At 69.4% G+C, this 19,219-nt stretch carries 21 protein-coding genes and 2 pseudogenes; 9 read left to right on the top strand and 14 right to left on the bottom strand.

Annotated elements, in window-relative coordinates; genetic code table 11:
- Positions 1-379: 379 nt before the first annotated feature.
- The 6 genes from AC3EO4_RS46220 to AC3EO4_RS46195 form a co-directional block, all read right to left on the bottom strand.
- The gene (locus tag AC3EO4_RS46220; RefSeq protein WP_431902308.1) at positions 380-1,858 is read right to left on the bottom strand and encodes an AMP-binding protein; all 1,479 of its coding nucleotides are present in this window, start codon (positions 1,856-1,858) and stop codon (positions 380-382) included.
- On the bottom strand, positions 1,855-3,075 hold the full coding sequence (locus AC3EO4_RS46215) for a cytochrome P450 (RefSeq protein ID WP_431902306.1): 1,221 nt from the start codon (positions 3,073-3,075) through the stop codon (positions 1,855-1,857). The genes AC3EO4_RS46220 and AC3EO4_RS46215 overlap by 4 nt, the downstream gene beginning before the upstream one ends.
- Complete coding sequence (locus tag AC3EO4_RS46210) at positions 3,072-4,796, bottom strand: N-acyl-D-amino-acid deacylase family protein (protein WP_431902304.1); 1,725 nt, start codon at positions 4,794-4,796, stop codon at positions 3,072-3,074. Before AC3EO4_RS46210 ends, AC3EO4_RS46215 begins: the two co-directional genes overlap by 4 nt.
- A gap of 106 nt (positions 4,797-4,902) precedes the next feature.
- Entirely contained in the window at positions 4,903-5,733 is an 831-nt protein-coding gene (locus AC3EO4_RS46205) for an SDR family oxidoreductase (protein ID WP_431902301.1), read from the bottom strand.
- A 154-nt stretch (positions 5,734-5,887) separates the two neighbouring features.
- The gene (locus tag AC3EO4_RS46200) at positions 5,888-6,304 is read right to left on the bottom strand and encodes a hypothetical protein (protein ID WP_431902448.1); all 417 of its coding nucleotides are present in this window, start codon (positions 6,302-6,304) and stop codon (positions 5,888-5,890) included.
- Between the two features lie 329 nt (positions 6,305-6,633).
- Positions 6,634-7,629 (bottom strand): NAD(P)H-dependent flavin oxidoreductase, encoded by a 996-nt coding sequence (locus AC3EO4_RS46195; RefSeq protein ID WP_431902299.1) that lies wholly within the window; start codon positions 7,627-7,629, stop codon positions 6,634-6,636.
- A gap of 200 nt (positions 7,630-7,829) precedes the next feature.
- Here AC3EO4_RS46195 and AC3EO4_RS46190 point away from each other — a divergent pair, with 200 nt between their 5' ends.
- On the top strand, positions 7,830-8,135 hold the full coding sequence (locus tag AC3EO4_RS46190) for a winged helix-turn-helix transcriptional regulator (RefSeq protein WP_379575512.1): 306 nt from the start codon (positions 7,830-7,832) through the stop codon (positions 8,133-8,135).
- A gap of 51 nt (positions 8,136-8,186) precedes the next feature.
- Complete coding sequence (locus AC3EO4_RS46185; protein ID WP_431902297.1) at positions 8,187-8,402, top strand: hypothetical protein; 216 nt, start codon at positions 8,187-8,189, stop codon at positions 8,400-8,402.
- Between the two features lie 139 nt (positions 8,403-8,541).
- Here the strand turns inward: AC3EO4_RS46185 and AC3EO4_RS46180 are convergent, their stop codons facing one another.
- Positions 8,542-9,015, bottom strand: coding sequence for an FCD domain-containing protein (locus AC3EO4_RS46180; protein WP_431902442.1), 474 nt, complete (start codon positions 9,013-9,015; stop codon positions 8,542-8,544).
- Positions 9,016-9,048: 33 nt separating this feature from the next.
- A pseudogene (locus tag AC3EO4_RS46175) lies at positions 9,049-9,216 on the bottom strand (GntR family transcriptional regulator); the annotation flags it as partial.
- Positions 9,217-9,249: 33 nt separating this feature from the next.
- Here AC3EO4_RS46175 and AC3EO4_RS46170 point away from each other — a divergent pair.
- Both AC3EO4_RS46170 and AC3EO4_RS46165 read left to right on the top strand, forming a co-directional pair.
- Positions 9,250-9,504 (top strand): hypothetical protein, encoded by a 255-nt coding sequence (locus AC3EO4_RS46170; protein WP_431902446.1) that lies wholly within the window; start codon positions 9,250-9,252, stop codon positions 9,502-9,504.
- A 55-nt stretch (positions 9,505-9,559) separates the two neighbouring features.
- Positions 9,560-10,057, top strand: coding sequence for an amino acid kinase family protein (locus AC3EO4_RS46165; protein ID WP_431902295.1), 498 nt, complete (start codon positions 9,560-9,562; stop codon positions 10,055-10,057).
- Between the two features lie 121 nt (positions 10,058-10,178).
- On the opposite strand, the gene AC3EO4_RS46160 is transcribed toward AC3EO4_RS46165, so the two are convergent.
- On the bottom strand, positions 10,179-10,565 hold the full coding sequence (locus AC3EO4_RS46160) for an MFS transporter (RefSeq protein WP_431902440.1): 387 nt from the start codon (positions 10,563-10,565) through the stop codon (positions 10,179-10,181).
- A 260-nt stretch (positions 10,566-10,825) separates the two neighbouring features.
- Here AC3EO4_RS46160 and AC3EO4_RS46155 point away from each other — a divergent pair, with 260 nt between their 5' ends.
- Positions 10,826-11,509 carry a TetR/AcrR family transcriptional regulator gene (locus AC3EO4_RS46155; RefSeq protein ID WP_431902293.1) on the top strand — a complete coding sequence of 228 codons (684 nt, stop codon included), beginning with the start codon at positions 10,826-10,828 and terminating at the stop codon, positions 11,507-11,509.
- Between the two features lie 333 nt (positions 11,510-11,842).
- Here AC3EO4_RS46155 and AC3EO4_RS46150 read toward each other — a convergent pair whose 3' ends face one another.
- Positions 11,843-12,442, bottom strand: a complete 600-nt coding sequence (locus AC3EO4_RS46150; RefSeq protein ID WP_431902290.1) for a TetR/AcrR family transcriptional regulator — start codon at positions 12,440-12,442, stop codon at positions 11,843-11,845.
- Positions 12,443-12,522: 80 nt separating this feature from the next.
- On the opposite strand from AC3EO4_RS46150, the gene AC3EO4_RS46145 reads away from it, so the two are divergent.
- From AC3EO4_RS46145 to AC3EO4_RS46135, 3 genes are all read left to right on the top strand, one after another.
- Positions 12,523-13,347, top strand: a complete 825-nt coding sequence (locus tag AC3EO4_RS46145) for an alpha/beta fold hydrolase (RefSeq protein ID WP_379575505.1) — start codon at positions 12,523-12,525, stop codon at positions 13,345-13,347.
- The gene (locus AC3EO4_RS46140) at positions 13,344-14,513 is read left to right on the top strand and encodes a YbfB/YjiJ family MFS transporter (RefSeq protein WP_431902289.1); all 1,170 of its coding nucleotides are present in this window, start codon (positions 13,344-13,346) and stop codon (positions 14,511-14,513) included. The genes AC3EO4_RS46145 and AC3EO4_RS46140 overlap by 4 nt, the downstream gene beginning before the upstream one ends.
- 78 nt (positions 14,514-14,591) lie before the next feature.
- On the top strand, positions 14,592-15,512 hold the full coding sequence (locus tag AC3EO4_RS46135) for an alpha/beta fold hydrolase (RefSeq protein WP_431902287.1): 921 nt from the start codon (positions 14,592-14,594) through the stop codon (positions 15,510-15,512).
- A 268-nt stretch (positions 15,513-15,780) separates the two neighbouring features.
- Here the strand turns inward: AC3EO4_RS46135 and AC3EO4_RS46130 are convergent, their stop codons facing one another.
- The gene (locus AC3EO4_RS46130) at positions 15,781-16,476 is read right to left on the bottom strand and encodes a TetR/AcrR family transcriptional regulator (protein ID WP_431902285.1); all 696 of its coding nucleotides are present in this window, start codon (positions 16,474-16,476) and stop codon (positions 15,781-15,783) included.
- 174 nt (positions 16,477-16,650) lie between these two features.
- Between AC3EO4_RS46130 and AC3EO4_RS46125 the strand changes: the two genes are divergently transcribed.
- Positions 16,651-18,057: an MFS transporter gene (locus AC3EO4_RS46125; RefSeq protein ID WP_431902283.1), complete on the top strand. Its 1,407-nt coding sequence runs from the start codon at positions 16,651-16,653 to the stop codon at positions 18,055-18,057.
- Here AC3EO4_RS46125 and AC3EO4_RS46120 read toward each other — a convergent pair.
- The 3 genes and pseudogenes from AC3EO4_RS46120 to AC3EO4_RS46110 form a co-directional block, all read right to left on the bottom strand.
- Positions 18,048-18,215, bottom strand: coding sequence for a hypothetical protein (locus AC3EO4_RS46120; protein ID WP_379575497.1), 168 nt, complete (start codon positions 18,213-18,215; stop codon positions 18,048-18,050). The genes AC3EO4_RS46125 and AC3EO4_RS46120 overlap by 10 nt on opposite strands.
- Positions 18,216-18,238: 23 nt before the next feature.
- Complete coding sequence (locus AC3EO4_RS46115; protein ID WP_431902280.1) at positions 18,239-18,589, bottom strand: hypothetical protein; 351 nt, start codon at positions 18,587-18,589, stop codon at positions 18,239-18,241.
- 19 nt (positions 18,590-18,608) lie between these two features.
- Positions 18,609-18,818: pseudogene (locus tag AC3EO4_RS46110) on the bottom strand (transposase); the annotation flags it as partial.
- Positions 18,819-19,219 lie beyond the last annotated feature (401 nt).

Below are 19,219 nucleotides of genomic sequence, written 5' to 3'. Positions count from 1 at the left end.
GGGATGTGGTTGTGGAGGGTGCCGACCGAGATAGAGCGTTCGGGGTCGGGTAGCAGGTCGCGGGCGGCACGGCGAAGCGGCAGGCGGCCTCGATGCGGGCCTGGCCTTTGCCGGCGGCGCGGGGGAAGGTGAAGCGCACGGTGGCCCGGCTGTGGCGGTCGATGTGGAGGGGGCGGCGGTGACGTCGCGGCAGCGGGCGGCCCGCCGAGCAGGCTCAGCGGGCCGCCCGCTGAGCCTGCTCGGCGCGGCGGGCCTCCATACCGTGGGTTGCGCAGCAGGCCAGGAACCTGGTGATCGAGCTGGGGGACCCCTCACCGTCGAAAGGCCTTCCCACCCCGCCGCCTGGCCGAAGGCTTCACGACTCGATCACGCTGAAGGACTACGCGAACAACGTCCGCGCCCACGCGTAGTCGAGCTTGCCCACAGGCGTCCGCTTGATCTCGGGCACGATCCGCAGCGCTCGCGGGATCTTGTAACCCGCGAGCCGCCCGCGGCAGTGCTCGGCCAGCTCCTCCAGCGTCACCTCACCTGCGACCACTGCTGTCACCCGCTGGCCGAACTGTGGATCGGGCGTACCGACCACCAGCGCGTCGTACACCTTCGGGTGGCTGCGCACGGCGATCTCCACCTCCTCGGGGAACACCTTCTCCCCACCGGTGTTGATCACCATCGAGCCCCGGCCGAGTATGAGCGCGGTGCCGTTCTCGTGCAGGATCGCCTGGTCGCCCTGCAGCGCCCAGCGGGTCCCGTCCGGCCCGGTGACGAAGGTGCGCGCCGACTTCACCGGATCCTTGTAATAGCAGAGCGGGATGTTTCCTGATCTGGCCAGCACGCCCTGCTCACCTGGCCGTACCGGCAGGTGATCGGGGCCGAGCACGGCGAAGCCGGGACCCAACGCGAACCTGGGGCGTTCCTCCTCGGCAGCGGCTCCTACCGCACCCGTCTCCGACCCGCCGTAGTTGTCGACGATCATCGCGTCGGGCAGCGCCGCGCGGATCCTCTCGCGCGTCGTCGCCGACAGCGGGGCCCCACCCGACCCCACCGAGAAGACCTCAAGCTTGTACGGCCGGCGCCCCAGCTCGTCGGCGACCGGCCTGGCCATGCCGTCCCCCGCGAACGACAGCACCTGCGACCGCTCGCGCTCGGCCAGCTCCAGCACCGCGGCAGGATCGAAGTGCCGCCCTGTCCACAGGATCACCGTGCCGCCCGCCGACAGGCAGATCCAGGTGCTCCACTGCCCGTTGCCGTGCATCAGCGGCGCGTGAACCTGGAAGCGCAGCCCCTCGGGCACGAAGCGCAGCTCCGAAACATCCTCGATGGGCCCCGAGTAGACGCTCATCGCCGCGAGATAGATGTCCTCCGAACGCCACGACACGCCCTTGGGCAGCCCGGTCGTACCGCCGGTGTAGAGGATGTACGGGTCGTCCCCCGACCGCGGCCCGAAGTCCCTGCCGCCCTGCACGCCCGCCAGCGCCCGCTCGTACGGCTCGCCGAAGGCCAGCACGGGACCGTCGAAAGGTGCCCTGGCCAGCAGGTCGGCCTCGCCCAGCAGCGCCACGCAGTCGGCGTCGCCGAGCAGCTGGGCCAGCTCCCGCTCGACGTAACGGTAGTTGACGTTGACCGGCGCCACCCTTGCCTTGAAGCAGCCGATCATGCTCTCCAGCCATTCCGCGCGGTTCCAGGACAGGATGCCCACGTGCTCGCCCGGCCGTACCCCTTGGAACTGGAGCCAGTGCGCCACCCGGTTGGCGCGCTCGTCCAGCTCGCGGTAGGTCAGCCGGACCTCGCCCGCGACCAGCGCGAGCCGGTCGGGCACCGCGTCCGCGGCGCGTTCGAAGACGTCCGCGAGGTTGATCACCGCGCCTCCAGGACGATCGGGAAGGACGTGACGCCGCGCACGAACGAGTTGCGCATCAGCCGCGGACCTTCCGCGTCGGCCCATGCGGCCGAGTCGACCCTGGCCACCCACTCCTCGAAGAAGATCTTCAGCTCCAGCCTGGCCAGCGCCGCGCCGAGGCAGAAGTGCGTGCCCAGGCCGAAGGCGATGTGGCCGCCCGGCTTCCTGGTCACGTCGAACAGGTCGGGGTCGGCAAAGACCGCAGGGTCGCGGTTGGCCGAGCCGTACATGAGCAGGACCTGCTGGCCCTTTCTGATGATGTGGCCGTGCAGCTCGGTGTCGCGGGTGGCGGCGCGGCACATGTTGAGGATCGGGGTGGTCCAGCGGATGAACTCCTCGACCGCGTTCTCCACCAGCGACGGGTCCTGGCGTAGCAGGCGCCACTGGTCCGGGTGCCTGATCAGCGCGTCGATGGCGGTGGCGATCACCGTGCGCGTGGTCTCCGCGCCGCCGTCGAGCAGCAGCAGCGCCTCGTTGGCCAGGTGCTCGTCGTCGTAGTCGGGTCGTGCCGACCACAGCGACATGAGGTCGTCGTGCGGGCACTTGCGGCGCTCGGCGGCCAGGTCGAGCACGGCCATGCCGAACTCCCCGGCGGCGACCGCGGCCTCGTGAGTGACGTAGCGCAGGCCGCCCCCCGCGGCGATGGTCGTCTCCGACCAGTGCTTGAGCTTGGGCCAATCGGAGTCGGGGAAGCCGAGCAGCCAGCCGATCATCCGGGCGGGCAGCGGCGCGGCCAGCGCGGGCACCGCGTCCACCGTGCCCTCCTCCAGCGCCTGGCCGATCTGCTCGACCACCACCGCCCTGATCCGCTCGGCGTAGCGTTCGTGCACGTAGCGCGGGGTGAAGCGGCGGTAGATGAGGCGGCGGCGCTCGGCGTGCTGCGGATCGTCTATGCCGATCATGGAGGGGTCGGACGGCAGCTGCGGGCGGTAGCCGCCGGTGCTGGTCCAGAGCTTGGGGTCGCGCTCGATGGCGGAGATGTCGGCGTGGCGGGAGATGCCCCACAGGTCGTTCGCCTCGTCGTAGTGGACGGGGGAGTGCTCGCGCAGCCAGGCGTACAGCGACCAGGGATCGTCCGCGTACATGTCGCCGTCGAGCAGGTCGATGCCGGTCCGGTGGCCGGCCGTGGCCTTCCTGCCCGCGATCGCCGCCTCCGTGGTCCTGAACAGTTCGCTCATGCTCCGCCCCTGATCAGCCGGCCAGGCAGTGCCCCGGTGTGCTCGCCGTGAGAGAAGGTCTGGACGCCGCCGACGAAGGTGGTGACGTAGCCGTCGGCCCGCTGGATGAGCCTGCGTCCGCCCGCTGGCAGGTCGTGCACCATTCGCGGGCGGTGGTTGCGGACCCGCTCGAAGTCGATGAGGTTGAGGTCGGCCTTCATACCGAGGGAGATCGTGCCGCGGTCGTGCAGGCCGTACAGCCGGGCGGTGTCGCGCGACATCAGCTTGACGACGTGCTCCAGCGGCAGCCGCGCACCGCGCGAGCGGTCGCGCGCCCAGTGGGAGAGCATCGTGGTGGGCATGGAGGCGTCGCAGATGAAGCCGCAGTGCGCGCCGCCGTCGCCGAGCCCGAGCACGGCCTGCGGGTGCATCAGCATCTCGCGCTGGGGATCCAGGTCGCCGTTGGCGTAGTTGAGTATCGGCAGAAGGAAGATCGCCTGGCCGTCGTCCTCCAGCATGAGGTCGTACAGCAGCTCGAGCGGCTCTCGGCCCTGGCGTTCGGCTTGGGCCTTGACGGAGGTGCTGGGGTGCGGCTCGTAGTCCGGATTTTCTGGATTCAGCGGATAGAGGCGGTCGGTGAAGCCGCGGCAGAGGGCCGCGAGCATGTCCTCCTCTTTCGGGACCTCGTGGAGGATGCGGTGCTTGACCTGGGGGTCCCGCATGCGGTGGACACGCTCGTGGCGCGGCAAGGTGGAAATGTCCTGATATGAGGGGCGATCGGCGAAGGCATGCAGTGCCACCAGGCCGATCAGCATCCCGAACGGCCGGCAGGCCACCTGCGGGTGCAGCCGCGCCACCTTGGCCGACGCGCTCAGCAGCTCACGCCACAGGTCGGGCACCGAGTCGATCTGCAGCAGCGCGAAGGTCACCGGCCGGTCGATGGCCTCGGCCAGCCTGCTCATCCAGGAAACCTCCTTCATCGGCGCGTTGACGTCCTCGCCCGCGGCTCCGGCCGGTGCGATCTCGTAGACGCCCCTGCCGAGCTCGCGCAGCGCCTCGCCGATGCCGAACAGCTCGTCCTCCGCCGCGAACGTGCCCGGCACCGGCTCGCCGTCGATCGCCTTGTGCGCCAGCGTCCTGCTCGTCGAGAACCCCAGCGCGCCGGCCTCGATCCCCTCCTTGACCAGTTGCTTCATCCTGGCGACATCGTCGGGGGAGGCGGGCTCGTTGCGCGCGCCGCGCTCGCCCATCACGTACGCGCGCAGCGCGCCGTGCGGTACCTGAGTGCCGAGGTCGAGGACGTGCGGGTGCCGCTCCAGCGCGTCGAGGAACTCGGGGAAGCTCTCCCACTCCCAGGCGATCCCCTCGGAGAGGGCAGTGCCGGGAATGTCCTCGACGCCCTCCATGAGGCCGATCAGCCACTCGCGCCGGTCGGGCCTGGCGGGGGCGAAGCCGACGCCGCAGTTGCCCATGACCACGGTGGTGACGCCGTGCCAGCACGAGGGGCCGAGCAGCGGGTCCCAGGTGGCCTGGCCGTCATAGTGCGTGTGCAGGTCGACGAAGCCAGGCGTGAGCAGCAGCCCGTCCGCCTCGACGGTGCGCCGGGCGCGCCCCGGCCGGTCCGCGCCGTTCTGGCGGGCGACCTCGGTGATGCGGCCGTCTGTGACGGCGACGTCGGCGGTGTACGGCGGAGCGCCGGTGCCGTCGACGACGGTGGCGGCGCGAATGACAAGATCGTGCATGGTCGCTCCGGTGGGAGAGTGTCACGGAGCCGCCGCATCGCTCGCGCCGACGATGTGGCGGTCATACCGAAATTTCTCGATATGTCCGGCGCTGGCGCCGGACATATCAGGATGGGGTCTGGGTAGGTGTCACCCCTCTCAGGCCGTCGCGGCCGAAGGCGGGTTCGAGCCAGGGAGAGAAGTCGGGGCCGCGGCGCAGTGAGTGGCCGCCGTCCACGTTGATGACCTGGCCGGTGATCCACGAGGCCTCGGGCGACAGGAGGAAGGCCGCCAGCGCGGCCACGTCCGCCACCTCGCCCACCCTGGGCAGCGGGGTGCAGGCCTGATAGTCGGCCAGGACCGGGTTCTCCGTGTCGGTGATGATCGACACCATCTCGGTGCGGATCAGGCCGGGACGGATCGCGTTCACCCGGACGCCGCTGGGGCCGAGCTCGTCGGCGGCCAGCATGCACAGGTGGTCGATGCCCGCCTTGGCCACGCCGTACGGGCCGAGCCAGCGGTGGGTGTTGGAGGCGGCGATCGAGGAGATCGCCACGAACGAGCCGCCGCCCGCCGCGGCCATCAGCGCGGCGGAGTGCTTGAGCGCCAGCATGGTGCCGGTCAGGTTCGTCGCGATGACCTTCTGCCACTCCTCGATCGGCAGCCGGGTGATCGGGCCCAGCCAGCCGGAGCCGCCCGCCGAGGCGACCACCCCGTCCAGGCGGTCGCCCGCGTGCTCCCACCCCCGCCGTACGGCCGTCGCCATCTGCTCCTCGTCAGCCACGTCGGCCACCACGTAGCTCGCCTTGCCGATCTCCGCGCAGGCGGCGGCCAGCCGATCCTCCCTGCGGCCGCAGATCGTCACGGCGGCGCCCGAGGCGGCAAGGCGCTTGGCGACGCCCAGCCCGATGCCGCTGCCGCCGCCGGTGACGAGCACTCCTTGGCCGCCGAGGTTCATGGCCGCTCCCTCCACAACGGTTCGTCGACGGTGAAGCCGACCGGGTCGCCCCACCGGTTTCGGCGCCGTGGTCGGCGAGCGTCATCCCGGCGAACGGGCCCAGGGCGAGCCCCGCCCGGCCAGAGGACCTTCAGGCATGGACATCTCCTCGACTCTAAGTCCGCACGGCGATCACAAGCAAGCGCTTGGTAATGGCCGCTTTTGCGGGTGTCCCGCTCGGAACGCGATTTTGTACGTGAGCTGGGTTTTGTTGCGCGATCAGGGCGGCGGCCGGCAGTAGTTTCTGGCCGCTCAAGCCCACGCGATCATCGCGTGTGACGTCATCGGCACCGTGCGTCGCGGACTCCTGGGCCGGATCCTGATCCTCGGCGAACGCCACCTTGCCCTCGTGCTCCACGAATACCCCCGGCCGCGTCGTAGACCACGCCCATGCGTGGCCCGCCGGATGGACGGCCAGGGCCGGCAGGTCAAGAGTGGCCCGGCGCTCGCAGGGCACGGCGCCGAAGCCGTCCGCGCCGCCATCGCCGCCACGATCATGCTCGACCACATAGGCGCGCAGCGATCCCCGCATGTGCGCCTGAGCCCGTCGCCGCGGTTCCGGCCTGCCGGACCGGCCCGCCAGTCCGACCCCGCCACGTCGTGATCCACCACAAAAGCGGCACGCTGCACACCAAAGAACTGAAGCTGGAGTATGAGCGCCCAACCAGGGCGGGCGTGGGGTCAGAAGCGCCATGTCCCGCGACGCGACGGCATGGCCTCGGATGAAGCCGTCACGCAAGCGGGTGTTCGGATCGAGTAGGGCGATAAGGTCGTGGAGGGTGAGGAATCCGGGTCATGCCGATGTCCTCTCACGCGAGGTCAAGCTGTTCGTGGTCGCGGAGCGGGTCTGTTCGGTGGGTGTCACCGCGGACCTCTGGGACCCAGAGTCGTAGCCTGGGCGGCGATGTTCGCCACGATCTCACCTGCTGGAGTCTGGCCGTGAATGAGACCGGCCGACTGACCGGCGTACAGGGCAAGGGCCGTGAGATCGCCGTCCATGCCCGCGACGGGGATCATGTCGTCGTAGCGTCGGTGCACGCGCCCCCGCGCATCCGTGGCCACCGGGTCCGCCTCGCCGGGCCGGTCGGGAGCCGCTGGACATCCTGCCGCCTCCCACGCGGTCATGGTCGAGTTGCGTAGGGCCCGGTGAGGTGCGTCCGGCCATCCGCCGTCGAAACAGTGCGTGTATACGGCTTCGTCGGGGTCGGCCTCCAGTACGGCCTGCCGGTAGACGCTGTGCGTGGCCGCCTCGATCGCGGTCAAGAACCTCGTCCCCAGCCATCCAGCCTGTGCGCCCAGGGCCAGCGCGGCGGCCAGGCCCCGCCCGTCCGCGATCCCGCCGGCGGCGATCACCGGTATCGGCCCGACGGCGTCCACCACGGCTGGGATCAGTGCCATGGTGCCCACGCGTCCGCGCACGTGCCCCCCGGCCTCCCAGCCCTGCGCCACCACCACGTCCACCCCGGCCTGCGCTGCATGCGCGGCCTCCCGCACGGAGCCCACCGTGTGCACGTGCACCGCCGCCGCGTCGTGCACCCGCCCGCTCACCGCCCCGGGATCTCCCCAGAAGGTGGAGACGATCCTCACTCCTTCCTCCAGGCATGCGGCCAGCACATCGTCGATAGGGAAGTCCAGCACAAGGTTCACACCGAACGGCCGATCCGTGAGCGCACGCACTCGCCGTACCTGGCTGAGCGCCTCCTCAGGTGTGACCCACGTGAGCGCGAGCATGCCCAGCCCGCCGGCGTTGGAGACGGCCGCGACCAGCTCGGGCGTGACAGCAGACCCGATGGGCGCCTGCACGATCGGCACCTCGATCCCCAGACGTTCGCACACAGGCGTCACCCATCCGCTCATCGATGCCCCTCACCTCGGTGTTTCTGTTTCCGAATCACTGCAGCCCGGATGCTAGCATTTCGAAATCAGAATCACTATCCAGCCCGAACCCCGGACTCCCGCCCACAGACCGGCCACACTGGCAGATCGCTGAGAGGCCCGCCATGCCCGTTCCCAAGCCAGGAAGGCCCGTACGCGGCTCGACCACCGGCCGTCCCCTCATGGCAGCCCTTGACCTGTTCGGCCGGCGCTGGGCCTTGCGCGTCATCTGGGAGCTCAACAACGGCCCATGCGGCTTTCGCCCTTTGCAGCAACGCTGCGACGGCATGTCGTCCAGCGTCTTGCGCCAGCGCCTGCTCGAGCTGGCGGAGGCGGGCCTCGTCACCCAATTGCCCGACACCAGCTACGCCCTCACCCCACTCGGCGAGGACGCCTACCAATCCCTGCGCCCGTTGGTCCAGTGGTCATCCCGCTGGGCCACCGCCCTTTCCGAGAGATCCGACGACATGGACTCCGCACAGCTGTAGCGGATCAACCCCCACGCGCAGGGTCTGAGCTCCCGAGCGAGCGTCCACCACATGGGCCGCTTCCTGCGCGCGCAAGCCGACGCTCTGCCGGCTTGCGACATCCTCGAGACCGTCACCTTGAACAGGCAGCGCCCGTACATTCTGGCCGTCATCGAACACACCGCTCGGCGCGTGCGCGTACTGTCACCACATCAACCCACGCACGATCCGGCCGAGGTGGCCGATCTCACGGCCGAATCAAGCGACGGAGCACCGTCTGCGGCCTGATCCATGAGTATCGCTGAGCCGCTTGACACGGCGTGAAACCTCAGGCCGGCGCGATGAGCGAGTTTGCCGCACGGATCGGCAGCCGGTCACCGGCGTGGTGATCGTGGCAGATGTCGTCGAGCCTGTGGATCACGTGCACCTATGGTGTGCGCCTGACCATGAGACGGGCGCCCCTCGGCTGGGGCGTCTGGGCTTCGTCGAGAAGTGACTGCACGATCGGGAGGGTGTCGCGCCGGCTGTGTTCCACGTGTGCGAAGGCCAGCGCGGCGGCCAGATCCGCCTGGCCGGACGAGATCGCCCGGTAGAGCTGGGCGTGCTCGTGATGGAAGTTGACCTGGTTGCTTTCGGGCACGATGTAGAAGAGCCGGTTCACGCGCCCGAGGATCGGTGCCATGAGGTCTTGCAGTAGCTGATTGTCGGAGAGCCTGAGGATCTCGGCGTGGAAGCGCGAGTTGGTAGCTGACAGCAGCGCGCCGTCGTTGGCGACGGCTGTCTCCGCCTCTTCGAGGATCACCCGGAGAGTTTCGGCGGACGCGCCGAGCGAGCACTGCTCGGCCGCGAGTCGGGTGGCGAGCACCTCGAGCGAGCCGCGTACGTCGTAGAGCTCGTTCACGTCTCGCGTCGTCAGCGAGGCGACCACGGCGCCGCGCCGGGGCCGGCTGCGGATGAACCCCTCGCTCTCCAGCCGCGGGAACGCCTCGCGGATGGGGATGCGAGAGATGCCGAGCTCTGCGGCGACCGTGCGCTCTCGGATGCGCGCGCCCGGTTTGAACGTGCCGTCGATGATCCGGTCGCGGACCCACTCGTAAGCCAGCTGGTCGAGGGAGAGCCCGGGTGTGTCGACCGGATGCCGCAGCCTCGCGAGACGATGGCCGGTTACCCGAACGCGCGATCCGTCGTCTTTCCGCAGAGCGGCATCGTCTCGGGGCCCGGAGTGGCGGACCTGATCCTGGCAGCGACGCGCCGCCCCAGCACGGAAGCCGTCGGCGACCCCGACGTGCCCTTCGCGCTGGCGGCCCGCCACGACATCCACCTGAGCGAGGGCGGGTCCGCAGCGCTCTCCGTGGCGAACGGGCTGGTACTCGGCCCAGGACGCGGCTGAGGCGGCGGCCGAGTACCGCTGGACGATAGCCCGCGACGGTTCGGCCTTCCGCCGGGTGGTCCCCTCGCCGATGCCGCTGCGCGTCGTGCAGGCGCCGCTCGTCCGCGCGCTTCTGGAGGCCGGCCAGCTGGTCGTCTGCGTCGGCGGTGGCGGCGTGTCGGTGAAGACCGACGGCAAGGGCCGGCAGACCGGGGTCCAGGCCGTGGTCGACAAGGACCTGGCCAGCGCCGCCCTCGCCGCCGAGCTCCAGGCCGACATGCTGATCATGCTGACCGACGCCGCGTACGTGAGCGAGAACTGGGGCACCCCGGCGCAGCGTGACATCCTCACCGCCTCGCCGGAGGCCATCTCCGAGCTGCCCTTCGAGGAAGGCTCCATGAAGCCGAAGATCGACGCGGCGGTGCGGTTCGCGAAGGCGGGCGGGCGCGCCCTCATCGGCCCGCTCGACCGGCTCGACGACCTGCTCGCCGGGCGCTCGGCACCGAGGTGCGCCCCGACGTACCCGAGGGGCTCGTCTACCTCTGAAGCATGGGGACCGGCTCCTCCTCGGTGAAGGCCCTGTTTCCCGCGCCGGCGTGAACGGCTCGACGAACTCGCCGTCGATCGAGGCATCGGCGAAGAAGTACTCGCTCCAGCACTTTCGGATGAACTCCCGCTTGCCCGCGCCAGTCCGCTCATGAGGGCGGCGGGGCGGATCCGGCCGGTGAGGCCGGAGACCACCAGGGCCACGATGGTGCCGGTGACCGCGGTGGGCAGCTGCCACAGGCCGGCCTCCAGCGGGGACAGGTCGAGCACCAGCTGCAGCGCTGCTGAAGCCGCCCGGAGTTCGAGGCGTGGGATTCGGGGATCAGGAAGGGTCCGGTGACCAGCAGCAAGGCCATGGCAGGAATCGCGAGCAGGAACACCGCGCCCCACCAGAAGTACTGCAGCAGCACGCCACCGACCAGGGGGCCGAGCGCATCCCCGCCCATGAAGGCCATCATCCAGATCGTGATGGCCAGGGTGCGCTGCCGTACGTCGGTGAACAAGGTGCGGATCAGCGCCGGCGAGAACGGTGCCAGCGCGGCGGCGAGGCCCTGGACCGCCCGTGCCGCGATGAGCAGGCCCGCGCCGGGGCGAAGGCGGCGATGACGGACGCGGCGGTGAAGGCGACGGGACCGAGGAGCAGGATCCGCTCGTGCCCGAGACGGTCACCGACCGTCCCCATCGCGACCAGCGATCTCACCACGGCCCGCATGTCGCTCCTCAAACGGATAAATTCGCTTCGTTTAGGGAAGCTGTAACGGAGTGAATCGATTCGCAAGGTGGTTACAGTGAGCACATGACCCGCAAAGCTCCCCGGCATGCCGAAGCCGAACGCAACGATCAGGCTCTCCTGGAGGCCGCGAAGAAGGTCCTGGCCGTGGACGGGGCGCACGCGTCGGTGGCGGCGATCGCCGCGCACGCCGGAGTCGGCATCGCGAGCCTGTACCGCCGCTACCGATCCAAGGACGAGCTCTTCCAGCACCTGTGTTCGCTCTCCCTCGACCAGTGGATCCAGGCCGCCGAAAACGGCCTGGAGCATGACGACCCATGGGAGGGACTGGCCCACTACATCGGCGCCTGCGTCGAGTTCAGCGGCGGCTCCCTCGGGCCGCTGGCAGGCACGATCGCCGTGACGGACGAGATGGCGGCCAAGTTCACCAGGTCGGATGAGCTGATGAGGGAACTGGTGGACCGGGCGCACCAGGCAGGAGTGCTCCGACCTGACGCCGGGACGATGGACATCTCGCTGCTGATCGAGCAACTCGGCAAGTCGCCCCTGATCGACCAGCTCGACCGGCAGGGCCGTACCGACCTGATCGACGCGGCCCGCAACGCCCGCCGACGCACGATCGCCATCGCTCTCGACGGCCTGCGCTCCGGGCATCCCCGATTGCCGGGGGCCCAACCCGCTTCCGCCCTCCTGACCGGACGCTGGGAGCACACCCCCGAGGACCCGGCGAAGTCGTCAGGACAGCGGTAGACCAAGAAGCCGGGCCAGCGAGAAGGCGTCCGCGATCACGCCAACGGTTGGGCGATCCGGTCATGCTCGCCCCGGACTCATCCAGGCAGCCCCTGTGGAGGACCTGCTCGGGCGGCTGCCGTCGCGTGACGCCGCCCCGCCTGCCGCGGTAACCGGGCTCGTCGCGTGTGGCCGTTGTTCCGGCTGTTCAAGGCCCAGTTCGGGCTCGAAGGCGGCCGCGCCTTCAGGGCGCGGGCCGCCGTGGCAGGCCATGCCTGGCTCGGTGTCCGGCTCGGCCTCTCCTTACCTCCGGCGGGCGGTCGCCGCTGTGGCAGGCAGGTTCTCGCAAGAGGCCTAGTCGCAAGGGCCGGCTGCGGAGGCGGCGGACAGCAAGGTGAGCGCGGCCTTGCGGGCGTGCTCACCCGCGCCGACGCTGTCGTGGTGCGCGGCGACGACGGTCGCGCCCTCGACCAGCATCAACAGCTGCCGCCCCAGGGCCGGTGGATCGTCGGCTCCGGCCCGCTCGGCGATGCTGGTCAGCAGCTCGAGGTAGCGGTCGAGATGGCGCGCGGTGATGGTGCGTACGGGCTCCACGTGGTGCTGGGCGGCCGCGTTGAGCATCGCGCAGCCGCGGAAGACCGGAGCGTCGTACCACTGCTGGAGGGCCTCGAACACGGCGGCGAGCTGGTCGCGGGGGTCGTGGCCGGCGGCTTCCACGGCCGCGGTCAGCCACTGCGTGACCCGCTCGCTGCGCTGCCGGAGCGTGGCCTCGACCAGGCCCTCCTTGGTGCCGAAGTGCCGGTAGAGCGTCTCCTTGGATACGCCGATGCGGGTGCACAGCTCGGCGACGCCGATGCCGTCGAGCCCGCGCTCGTACAGCACCGCGGTGGCTGCTTCGAGGATGGTGGCGCGGGTGCGTGCGGGGTCGATCGTCGAGCCTTTGGTGACTGGCATGGGGTAGATGGTACCGGTCGGTTCGATCCGGTGTTAATGTTCCGGATCGTACCGAACGGTTCGACCTCGGGAGTTCTTCCATGTTTGACCCGCTTGCCGCCGACTCTCCGCGCGACCCTGACTTCCCGGCCACCACACCGGCGCTGACGTTCGACAGCGGGGGCGCGTCGCTGCTCGGTGTGTTGCACGTTCCAGCAGGCCGAGGGCCGCACCCTGTCGTCGTGCTCCTGCACGGATTCCCCGGCAACGAACGCAACTTCGATCTCGCGCAGGTGCTGCGCCGTGCGGGTTACGCGTCCTTGGTGTTCCACTATCGCGGTTCGTGGGGCGTCGGAGGCTCGTGGTCGTGGGGGCACGTGCTGGAGGACACGGCAGCGGTCGTGGCCGGACTGCGCGGCCTCGCCGCCGCTCACCGGCTGGATCTGCAGCGGCTGATGTTGATCGGTCACAGCCTGGGCGGCTTCGCCGCGCTGATGACCGCGGCCGCCGAACCGTCCGTCGCCGCCGTCGCCACGGTGGCCGCATTCGACCTCGGCGCGGCGGCGGCGCTCTGCCGTACCGACCCGAGTGTCCGGGCGAGCTATGTCGAGGCGTTCGCCGGCGAACTCGGTCCCCTCCGGGGCACCAGCGGGGAGGCGCTCGTCAGCGAGATGGAGGCGGCCGGCGACTCGTGGCGGTTGGCCGGACTCGCGCCGCTGCTGGCGAACCGCCCCGTGCTCCTGATCGGCACGGGCCTCGACACCGTCACCCCGTACGACGTGCATCACGAACCGGTCGTCACGGCCTACCAGGCGCAGCCCGTCGAACACCTTGAACACCACCTCTTCGCGACGGACCACGCATTGTCGGACCATCGCGTGACCCTGACACGGACGATCCTGGGCTTCCTGGCACGGTGCCCATGAGGCAGGCGCAGCGGCAGGCGCTGCGGTTGGCTCTCGGCACCGCCTCGGCGCTCGGGCTGGCGCGCTTCGCGTACGGGCTGCTCCTCCCGGCGATGCGGGACGACCTGCACTGGACCCTGTCCGAAGCCGGGACGATGAGCGCCGCCAACGGGCTCGGCTACCTGCTGGGCGCGCTGCTGACCGCCGTCGCCGTCCACCGCATGGGCGCCGCCGTCACCTTCCGCTGGGGCATGATCCTCACCGCGGTGTCGCTGGCCACCACCGCCGCCAGCGACCACACCCTGGCGCTGCTGGCCACGCGAGCCGCGGCCGGGGCGGCGGGAGCCGCCGTGTTCATCACCGGCGGTGTGATCGCATCGCACATCGCCACCCGCGCCGCCTCCGGCGCGCCCATCACCATCTACTTCGCGGGCACCGGCCTGGGCATCGTCTTCAGCGGCCTCACCATCCCGCCGCTGGCCGACCACTGGCGCCCTATCTGGCTCGGCTTGAGCGTCGCCGCCGCTCTGGCAACGCTGATCAGCTGGCGCGCCGCCCATACCAGTGAGGAAGCGACGGCCGCCGGCGCCGGCCGGGCCCATGTGCGCCCGTTGTGGGGGATCGCCCTGGCCTACCTGCTGTTCGCCGCCGGCTACATCACCTACATCACGTTCCTGTCCGCCTACCTCGCCGATCGGCACGCCCCGCTCGGACTGGTGGTGCTGACTTGGACAGCGCTGGGCCTGGCCGTCGTGGCGGCACCCGCGCTGTGGAGCCGCCCGACCGCACGCTGGCCGGGCACCCGCGCCCTGACCACCCTGCTCGGCCTGCTGGCCGGCGGCGCGGCGCTGGCCCTGGCCGCACCCTCACCACCGGTCATCCTCGCCTCCGCGGTGGTCTACGGGGCGACGTTCATGGGCGTCCCCGCCGCCGTCACCGCGCTCATCAAGGCGAACACCCCACCCGCCGACTGGACCGCCACGCTGGCGGTCTTCACCACGCTGTTCGCGGCCGGCCAGACCGCCGGCCCCTGGCTCGCCGGACTCCTCGCCGATCACACCTCGACCAACGCGACCCTGGCGTGGACCGCGGCCCTGTGCGCCGCAGCGGCTGTGATCGCCACGATCGCGGGCCGCTCGCGCCTCTCCGCAGCGTCCCAGCCGAGTGTCATCGAGACGAACGCCTGACCCGGGCGCCCGCTGACCGTGCGGAAGATCTGCTGCGCGCAACTGAGCTATGAGATCGACAACGAAGGAGGCATCATCGTGGCTGAAGTACTGTCTGACGCGGAGTTGGCGAGCTCGCTCGAGGGCGGATTCGTCAGCAGGCACGCCGACGTCGACGGGACCCGTCTGCACTACGTGGCGGGCGGGCAGGGTGAGCCTCTGCTCCTGCTCGGCGGGTGGCCGCAGACGTGGTGGGAGTTCCACAAGATTATGCCGGCGCTGGCCGAACGGCACCGGGTGATCGCCGTCGACCTGCGCGGCATGGGCGGCTCGGACAAGCCCCGCGACGGGTACGACAAGAAGACGATGGCCGCCGACATCCTGGAGCTCGTCCTCCACCTGGGCCACGACCGCGTCGACATCGCCGGCCACGACATCGGCGGCATGGTCGCCTACGCCTTCGCCGCCAACCATCCCACCCACGCCCGGCGCATCGCGCTGCTGGACATCGCGCACCCCGACGAGCGCTTCTACAACCACTCCCTGCTCCCTCGGCCCGGACGCCAGCAGATCGACGGCGACATTCACGCCGGCCCCGGCCGCTTCCTGTGGTGGTTCGCCTTCAACCAGGTGCCCGACCTGCCCGAGCGCCTGCTCGCCGGCAGGTCCCGCGAACTGATCGACTGGATGTGCGACTACCTGATCGAAGACCCCTCCGCCATCAGCGACCGCGACCGCGAGATCTACGCCCGCGCCTACGCCGCACCGGACGCGATCCGCGCGGGCAACTCCTGGTACCGATCGTTCGGACAGGACATCGCCGACGAGAAGACCTACGGCAAGGTCACCGTCCCCCTGCTAGGCCTGGGCGGCGGCGAAGCAGGCCACATGCTCCTGCAGGCGGTGCTACCGGACAAGGGCACCGATGTCGAAGTGGTGAAGGTGCCCGACAGCGGCCACTACATCCCCGAGGAACAACCCGAGATCGTCATCGAACACCTGGCACGGTTCTTCGCCTGATGCTGATCTCCGGCACGATGATCGTCAGTTTCAGAACGACAGCGTCGCCGCCTTGCCGGCCTTCGAGGCCGACCAGCGCGGCAGTGCCGTAGCGCGTGTCGCAGCCCTTGTATCGGGGTCGGGTAGCGCCGCCACCGCCCCAACCAGCGGGGACACGCCGCCGCGCGGGCATTCTCCGCTGAGGTGACGATGGTCGCCACGCGGGCGTTTTCGATGAGTCCACGTGGCAGTGCCGTCGCGCATTGGCGGCACCCGAAACAAGCCTGATTCAGCGGCGTCCTCGCATGTTCGGTTCCTGCTGGGGGCACCCGAGAGGAGCTGCGCCGACGGCATGCCGCGAATCGTGCGTGAGCAAACCATCAATCACGTGCCGCGCCATCGCTACCCGGTCGTCGTCACCGAGGCGCACGGCCAGATTGACGGCGCTGAGCAAGGCGCTCACCTGGAAGGCGGCAGACTCGGGATCGATTTCGGCTATCTCACCGCGTGCGACGGCGCGCCGGAACTGCGTCGCGAGGGTCGTGTGCCAGGCACGTTGTTGCCGTCGCAGTACATCCCGGACAGGCCCGGGGCGGCTGTCGAATTCCGGCAGGTTCGCGCCCCAGAAGCAGCCACCGGAGAACAGCGGCTGTACGGCGTAGTCGATCCACCGATCGACCAGGGCGCGAATGCGCGCGACGCCCGCGGGGGATCGCAGGGCGGGCCGGATGACCGCGTCGACGAACGACTCGCGGGCCGCTTCCACGGTGGCGAGCTGCAGCCCCTCCTTGGTCCGGAACAGGGTCTGGATTCCGGCCTTGCTGATGCCGAGATCCTCGGCCAGACGGCCGAAGCTGAGCCCGTCGAGCCCGTCCAGCGAGGCGATGTCGACCGCTCGCCGGGTCACGGTCCGCCGCGACTGCGCGCCGCGCAGCAAACGCTTGTCGGTGGTTTCCTCGGCAGCCTGTCGCCCAGATGTCACCATACAGTCGATCGTATGCCGTCGGTCCGGCCCACGTTGTTTGCCCGCCGTGCCGCCACTGCCCTTCAGACCTTGCGCACCCCGATCTGTGTGATTGAAGTAAACATACGGTCGAACGTATGCTTTGATGGCCTTGCCTGGTCGAGGTTGGCCGGTGTGGACAAGAAGGGATGCTTGATGCATGACATAACCAAGGCGACGACGCTACGGCCGACTCGGGATCATTCGGCCGCGGTCGTGTGGGTGCTCTGCTCGGCCGCGTTCATGGCGATGCTCGACGTGTTCGTGGTGAACGTCGCGTTCACCAAGATCGGTGAGTCGTACCGGGGTTCCTCGCTGGCGGACCTCAGCTGGGTCCTCAACGGGTACGCGATCGTCTATGCGGCGCTGTTGATTCCGGCCGGGCGTTTCTCGGATCGATTCGGGCGCAAGGCCGGATTCCTGGTCGGGCTCGGCATTTTCACGCTGGCCAGCCTGGCCTGCGCGCTGGCGCCGTCGCTGTGGGCGCTCGTGGCATTCCGGGTCGTGCAGGCAATCGGTGCCGCCGCCCTCACCCCGGCGAGCCTCGGGCTGCTGCTCACGGTGCTGCCGCCGGCGAAGGTGTCGGCTGCGGTAAAGATCTGGGCCACAACGAGTTCCTTCTCCGCAGCCTTCGGTCCCGTAGTCGGCGGGGCGCTGGTCGAGGCGTCCTGGCGCTGGATCTTCCTGATCAATCTGCCGGTGGGTGTGGTGGCCGGAATCTCCGCCCTGCGCCTGGTTCCGGATCTGCGGCAGCGGGTGCAGGCGCGGGTGCCCGATCTGCTCGGAGTGGCGCTGCTGGTCGTGGTGATCGGGGGGCTGTCGCTGGGTCTGGTGAAGAGCAGCGAATGGTCGTGGTCGAGCGGAGCGACACTCTGTGTCCTCGCCGTCGCGGTGGCGGGCCTGGTCCTGTTCGTGGTGCGGATGGTGCGGCATCCCGATCCGGTGGTATCGCCCGCCCTGTTCCGGGTGCCCACGTTCGTGTGGGCCAACACCACCGTGCTGGCGTTCTGCACCGCGTTCGGGGCGTGGTTCCTCAGTATCGCTATGTGGCTGGAGAACGCGGCCCGCTTCAACACCATCGAAACCGGGCTCGCCATCGTGCCAGGGCCGATCATGGTGCCGATCTTCGCCGCCGTCAGCCAACGACTGATCAAGTGGGTGCCGGTGGGTGTCGTTGTGGCCATGGGCAATCTGCTGTTCGCCGGAGGGGTGGTGCTGGTGCTGGGTACCGCTGCGACGCCCGTGCACTACGCCACCGAGGTGCTGCCGGGCTGGATGATTTCCGGCGTCGGCATCGGCCTCGCCCTGCCCAGCATGATCGCCTCGGCAGCCGTCGATCTGCCGCCGGAGCAGTCCGCCACCGGCAGCGCGGTGGTGAACACCGCCCGCCAGCTCGGCTACGTGCTGGGCGTCGCCGTTCTGGTCGCCATCGTCGGGTCGCTGAATGTCGCCTCCGATCGATTGCTGACCGCCTTCCAGCACGGCTGGTGGTTCATCGCCATCGTGGCCGCCGTCAGTGCGGCAACGGCATTCGGCATAACGCCGCGCACCACTCAGTCGTAGCCGGAAATCAGGCAGGTGAAGAATGCAGACGGGAGCGGCTCGTACGAAGACAGCATCGCCACCTTGCTCTGCTCGATCTGGCTGGTCAGGGCCTGCTCGCGGGCGTCGATCTTGTCCAGTGGCCAGGTACTCAGGTCCTGCCCGCCGGACCCCGCCACGACGGGAGCGAGGTTTGAGTGGTTCAGGATGCTGTCTGGTCGTGGACGTGGAGCCTGATCGTGCCGTTGGAGATCGAGATGTCATGATTCGCCGCCGTCGGGCGTTGCCTGCAAAGCGTGTCATCCCCTTCTAGCGGCGGATGTGGAGGACGTGTTTTCGTCGCCGCAGTGCGCCCTCCGGCCAGGAGGAGACGGGAGGTGGTGGGGACACGAGTGATCGTGAAGCCGTCACCGCAGATCTCGCCGCCGCCGTCGCGGCAGTCGCGGGCCCATCGTCGTCCGTTGTAGTGCGGCAATGTGACCTGCGAGGGTCGTTCGTCGTCGCCGTAGTCGACACCGGCCACCCACACGTCGTCAGCGGCGAAGGCGGTCACCTGGTGCGGGTTCTCCCAGGACCCCGGCATGATGCCAGTCCCGCAACCTGCGCCAGCAGGTCATCCCCGAAACGAAGCCCAGCTCCTGCGGCAGGAACTCCCAGGCAATGCCGGTATAGAGCACGAACAAGATGCCCGACAGGACCTTCCGGTTGTCCAGACGCTTGCGTCCCGGGTGATCGACCCGGCGCGGCACGACCGGCAACAACGGCTCGATCCGCGCCCACAGCCCGTCGGGAACGCCCCATGGTGGCTGCTCGCCCTTCCTCGTATTCCTAGATCATTTTGTTAGTACTTCTAAAGCAGGCGAGATCCCTCATTTCGCAGATCCGTCTTGAATATTTGAACATAAACCTGCAGGGTTTATGAGCGCTTTGGAAATCGAAAGATATGCAATAAGACTCGGGATGGACGCGCCCACGCGATTCCAGCCGCACGATAGTCGAACACGCTATCAAAAAGCCTTTGGGCCCCTCGCGTGCCCGATCAGGCAGGAAGTTGGGTGGAACCGCGGGGAGTAGCAGAGGCCGTCACGAGAAGCCGAAAGAGAGCATCTTCCTGGTCCAGGCCGTAGCCGCATACGCAATCTTCCAAACTGTACGGCGGCAGAGTACGGCAATCACCGTGACT

It is taken from the genome of Nonomuraea sp. bgisy101 (genome assembly GCF_057708945.1).
Note: the sequence above shows the minus strand (reverse complement) of the source record. Positions and strands in the feature narration are given on the sequence as shown.

What these genes read in the sequence shown, in the direction of transcription:
- AC3EO4_RS46155 (WP_431902293.1), top strand. Translation starts at nt 10,826, where the DNA reads ATGACCCGCAAAGCTCCCCGGCATGCCGAAGCCGAACGCAACGATCAG.
- AC3EO4_RS46210 (WP_431902304.1), bottom strand. Translation starts at nt 4,796, where the DNA reads ATGCACGATCTTGTCATTCGCGCCGCCACCGTCGTCGACGGCACCGGC.
- AC3EO4_RS46140 (WP_431902289.1), top strand. Translation starts at nt 13,344, where the DNA reads ATGAGGCAGGCGCAGCGGCAGGCGCTGCGGTTGGCTCTCGGCACCGCC.
- AC3EO4_RS46215 (WP_431902306.1), bottom strand. Translation starts at nt 3,075, where the DNA reads ATGAGCGAACTGTTCAGGACCACGGAGGCGGCGATCGCGGGCAGGAAG.
- AC3EO4_RS46145 (WP_379575505.1), top strand. Translation starts at nt 12,523, where the DNA reads ATGTTTGACCCGCTTGCCGCCGACTCTCCGCGCGACCCTGACTTCCCG.
- AC3EO4_RS46170 (WP_431902446.1), top strand. Translation starts at nt 9,250, where the DNA reads ATGCCGCAGCCTCGCGAGACGATGGCCGGTTACCCGAACGCGCGATCC.
- AC3EO4_RS46195 (WP_431902299.1), bottom strand. Translation starts at nt 7,629, where the DNA reads ATGAGCGGATGGGTGACGCCTGTGTGCGAACGTCTGGGGATCGAGGTG.
- AC3EO4_RS46185 (WP_431902297.1), top strand. Translation starts at nt 8,187, where the DNA reads ATGGGCCGCTTCCTGCGCGCGCAAGCCGACGCTCTGCCGGCTTGCGAC.
- AC3EO4_RS46150 (WP_431902290.1), bottom strand. Translation starts at nt 12,442, where the DNA reads ATGCCAGTCACCAAAGGCTCGACGATCGACCCCGCACGCACCCGCGCC.
- AC3EO4_RS46125 (WP_431902283.1), top strand. Translation starts at nt 16,651, where the DNA reads ATGCATGACATAACCAAGGCGACGACGCTACGGCCGACTCGGGATCAT.
- AC3EO4_RS46190 (WP_379575512.1), top strand. Translation starts at nt 7,830, where the DNA reads ATGGCAGCCCTTGACCTGTTCGGCCGGCGCTGGGCCTTGCGCGTCATC.
- AC3EO4_RS46205 (WP_431902301.1), bottom strand. Translation starts at nt 5,733, where the DNA reads ATGAACCTCGGCGGCCAAGGAGTGCTCGTCACCGGCGGCGGCAGCGGC.
- AC3EO4_RS46130 (WP_431902285.1), bottom strand. Translation starts at nt 16,476, where the DNA reads ATGGTGACATCTGGGCGACAGGCTGCCGAGGAAACCACCGACAAGCGT.
- AC3EO4_RS46200 (WP_431902448.1), bottom strand. Translation starts at nt 6,304, where the DNA reads ATGCGGGGATCGCTGCGCGCCTATGTGGTCGAGCATGATCGTGGCGGC.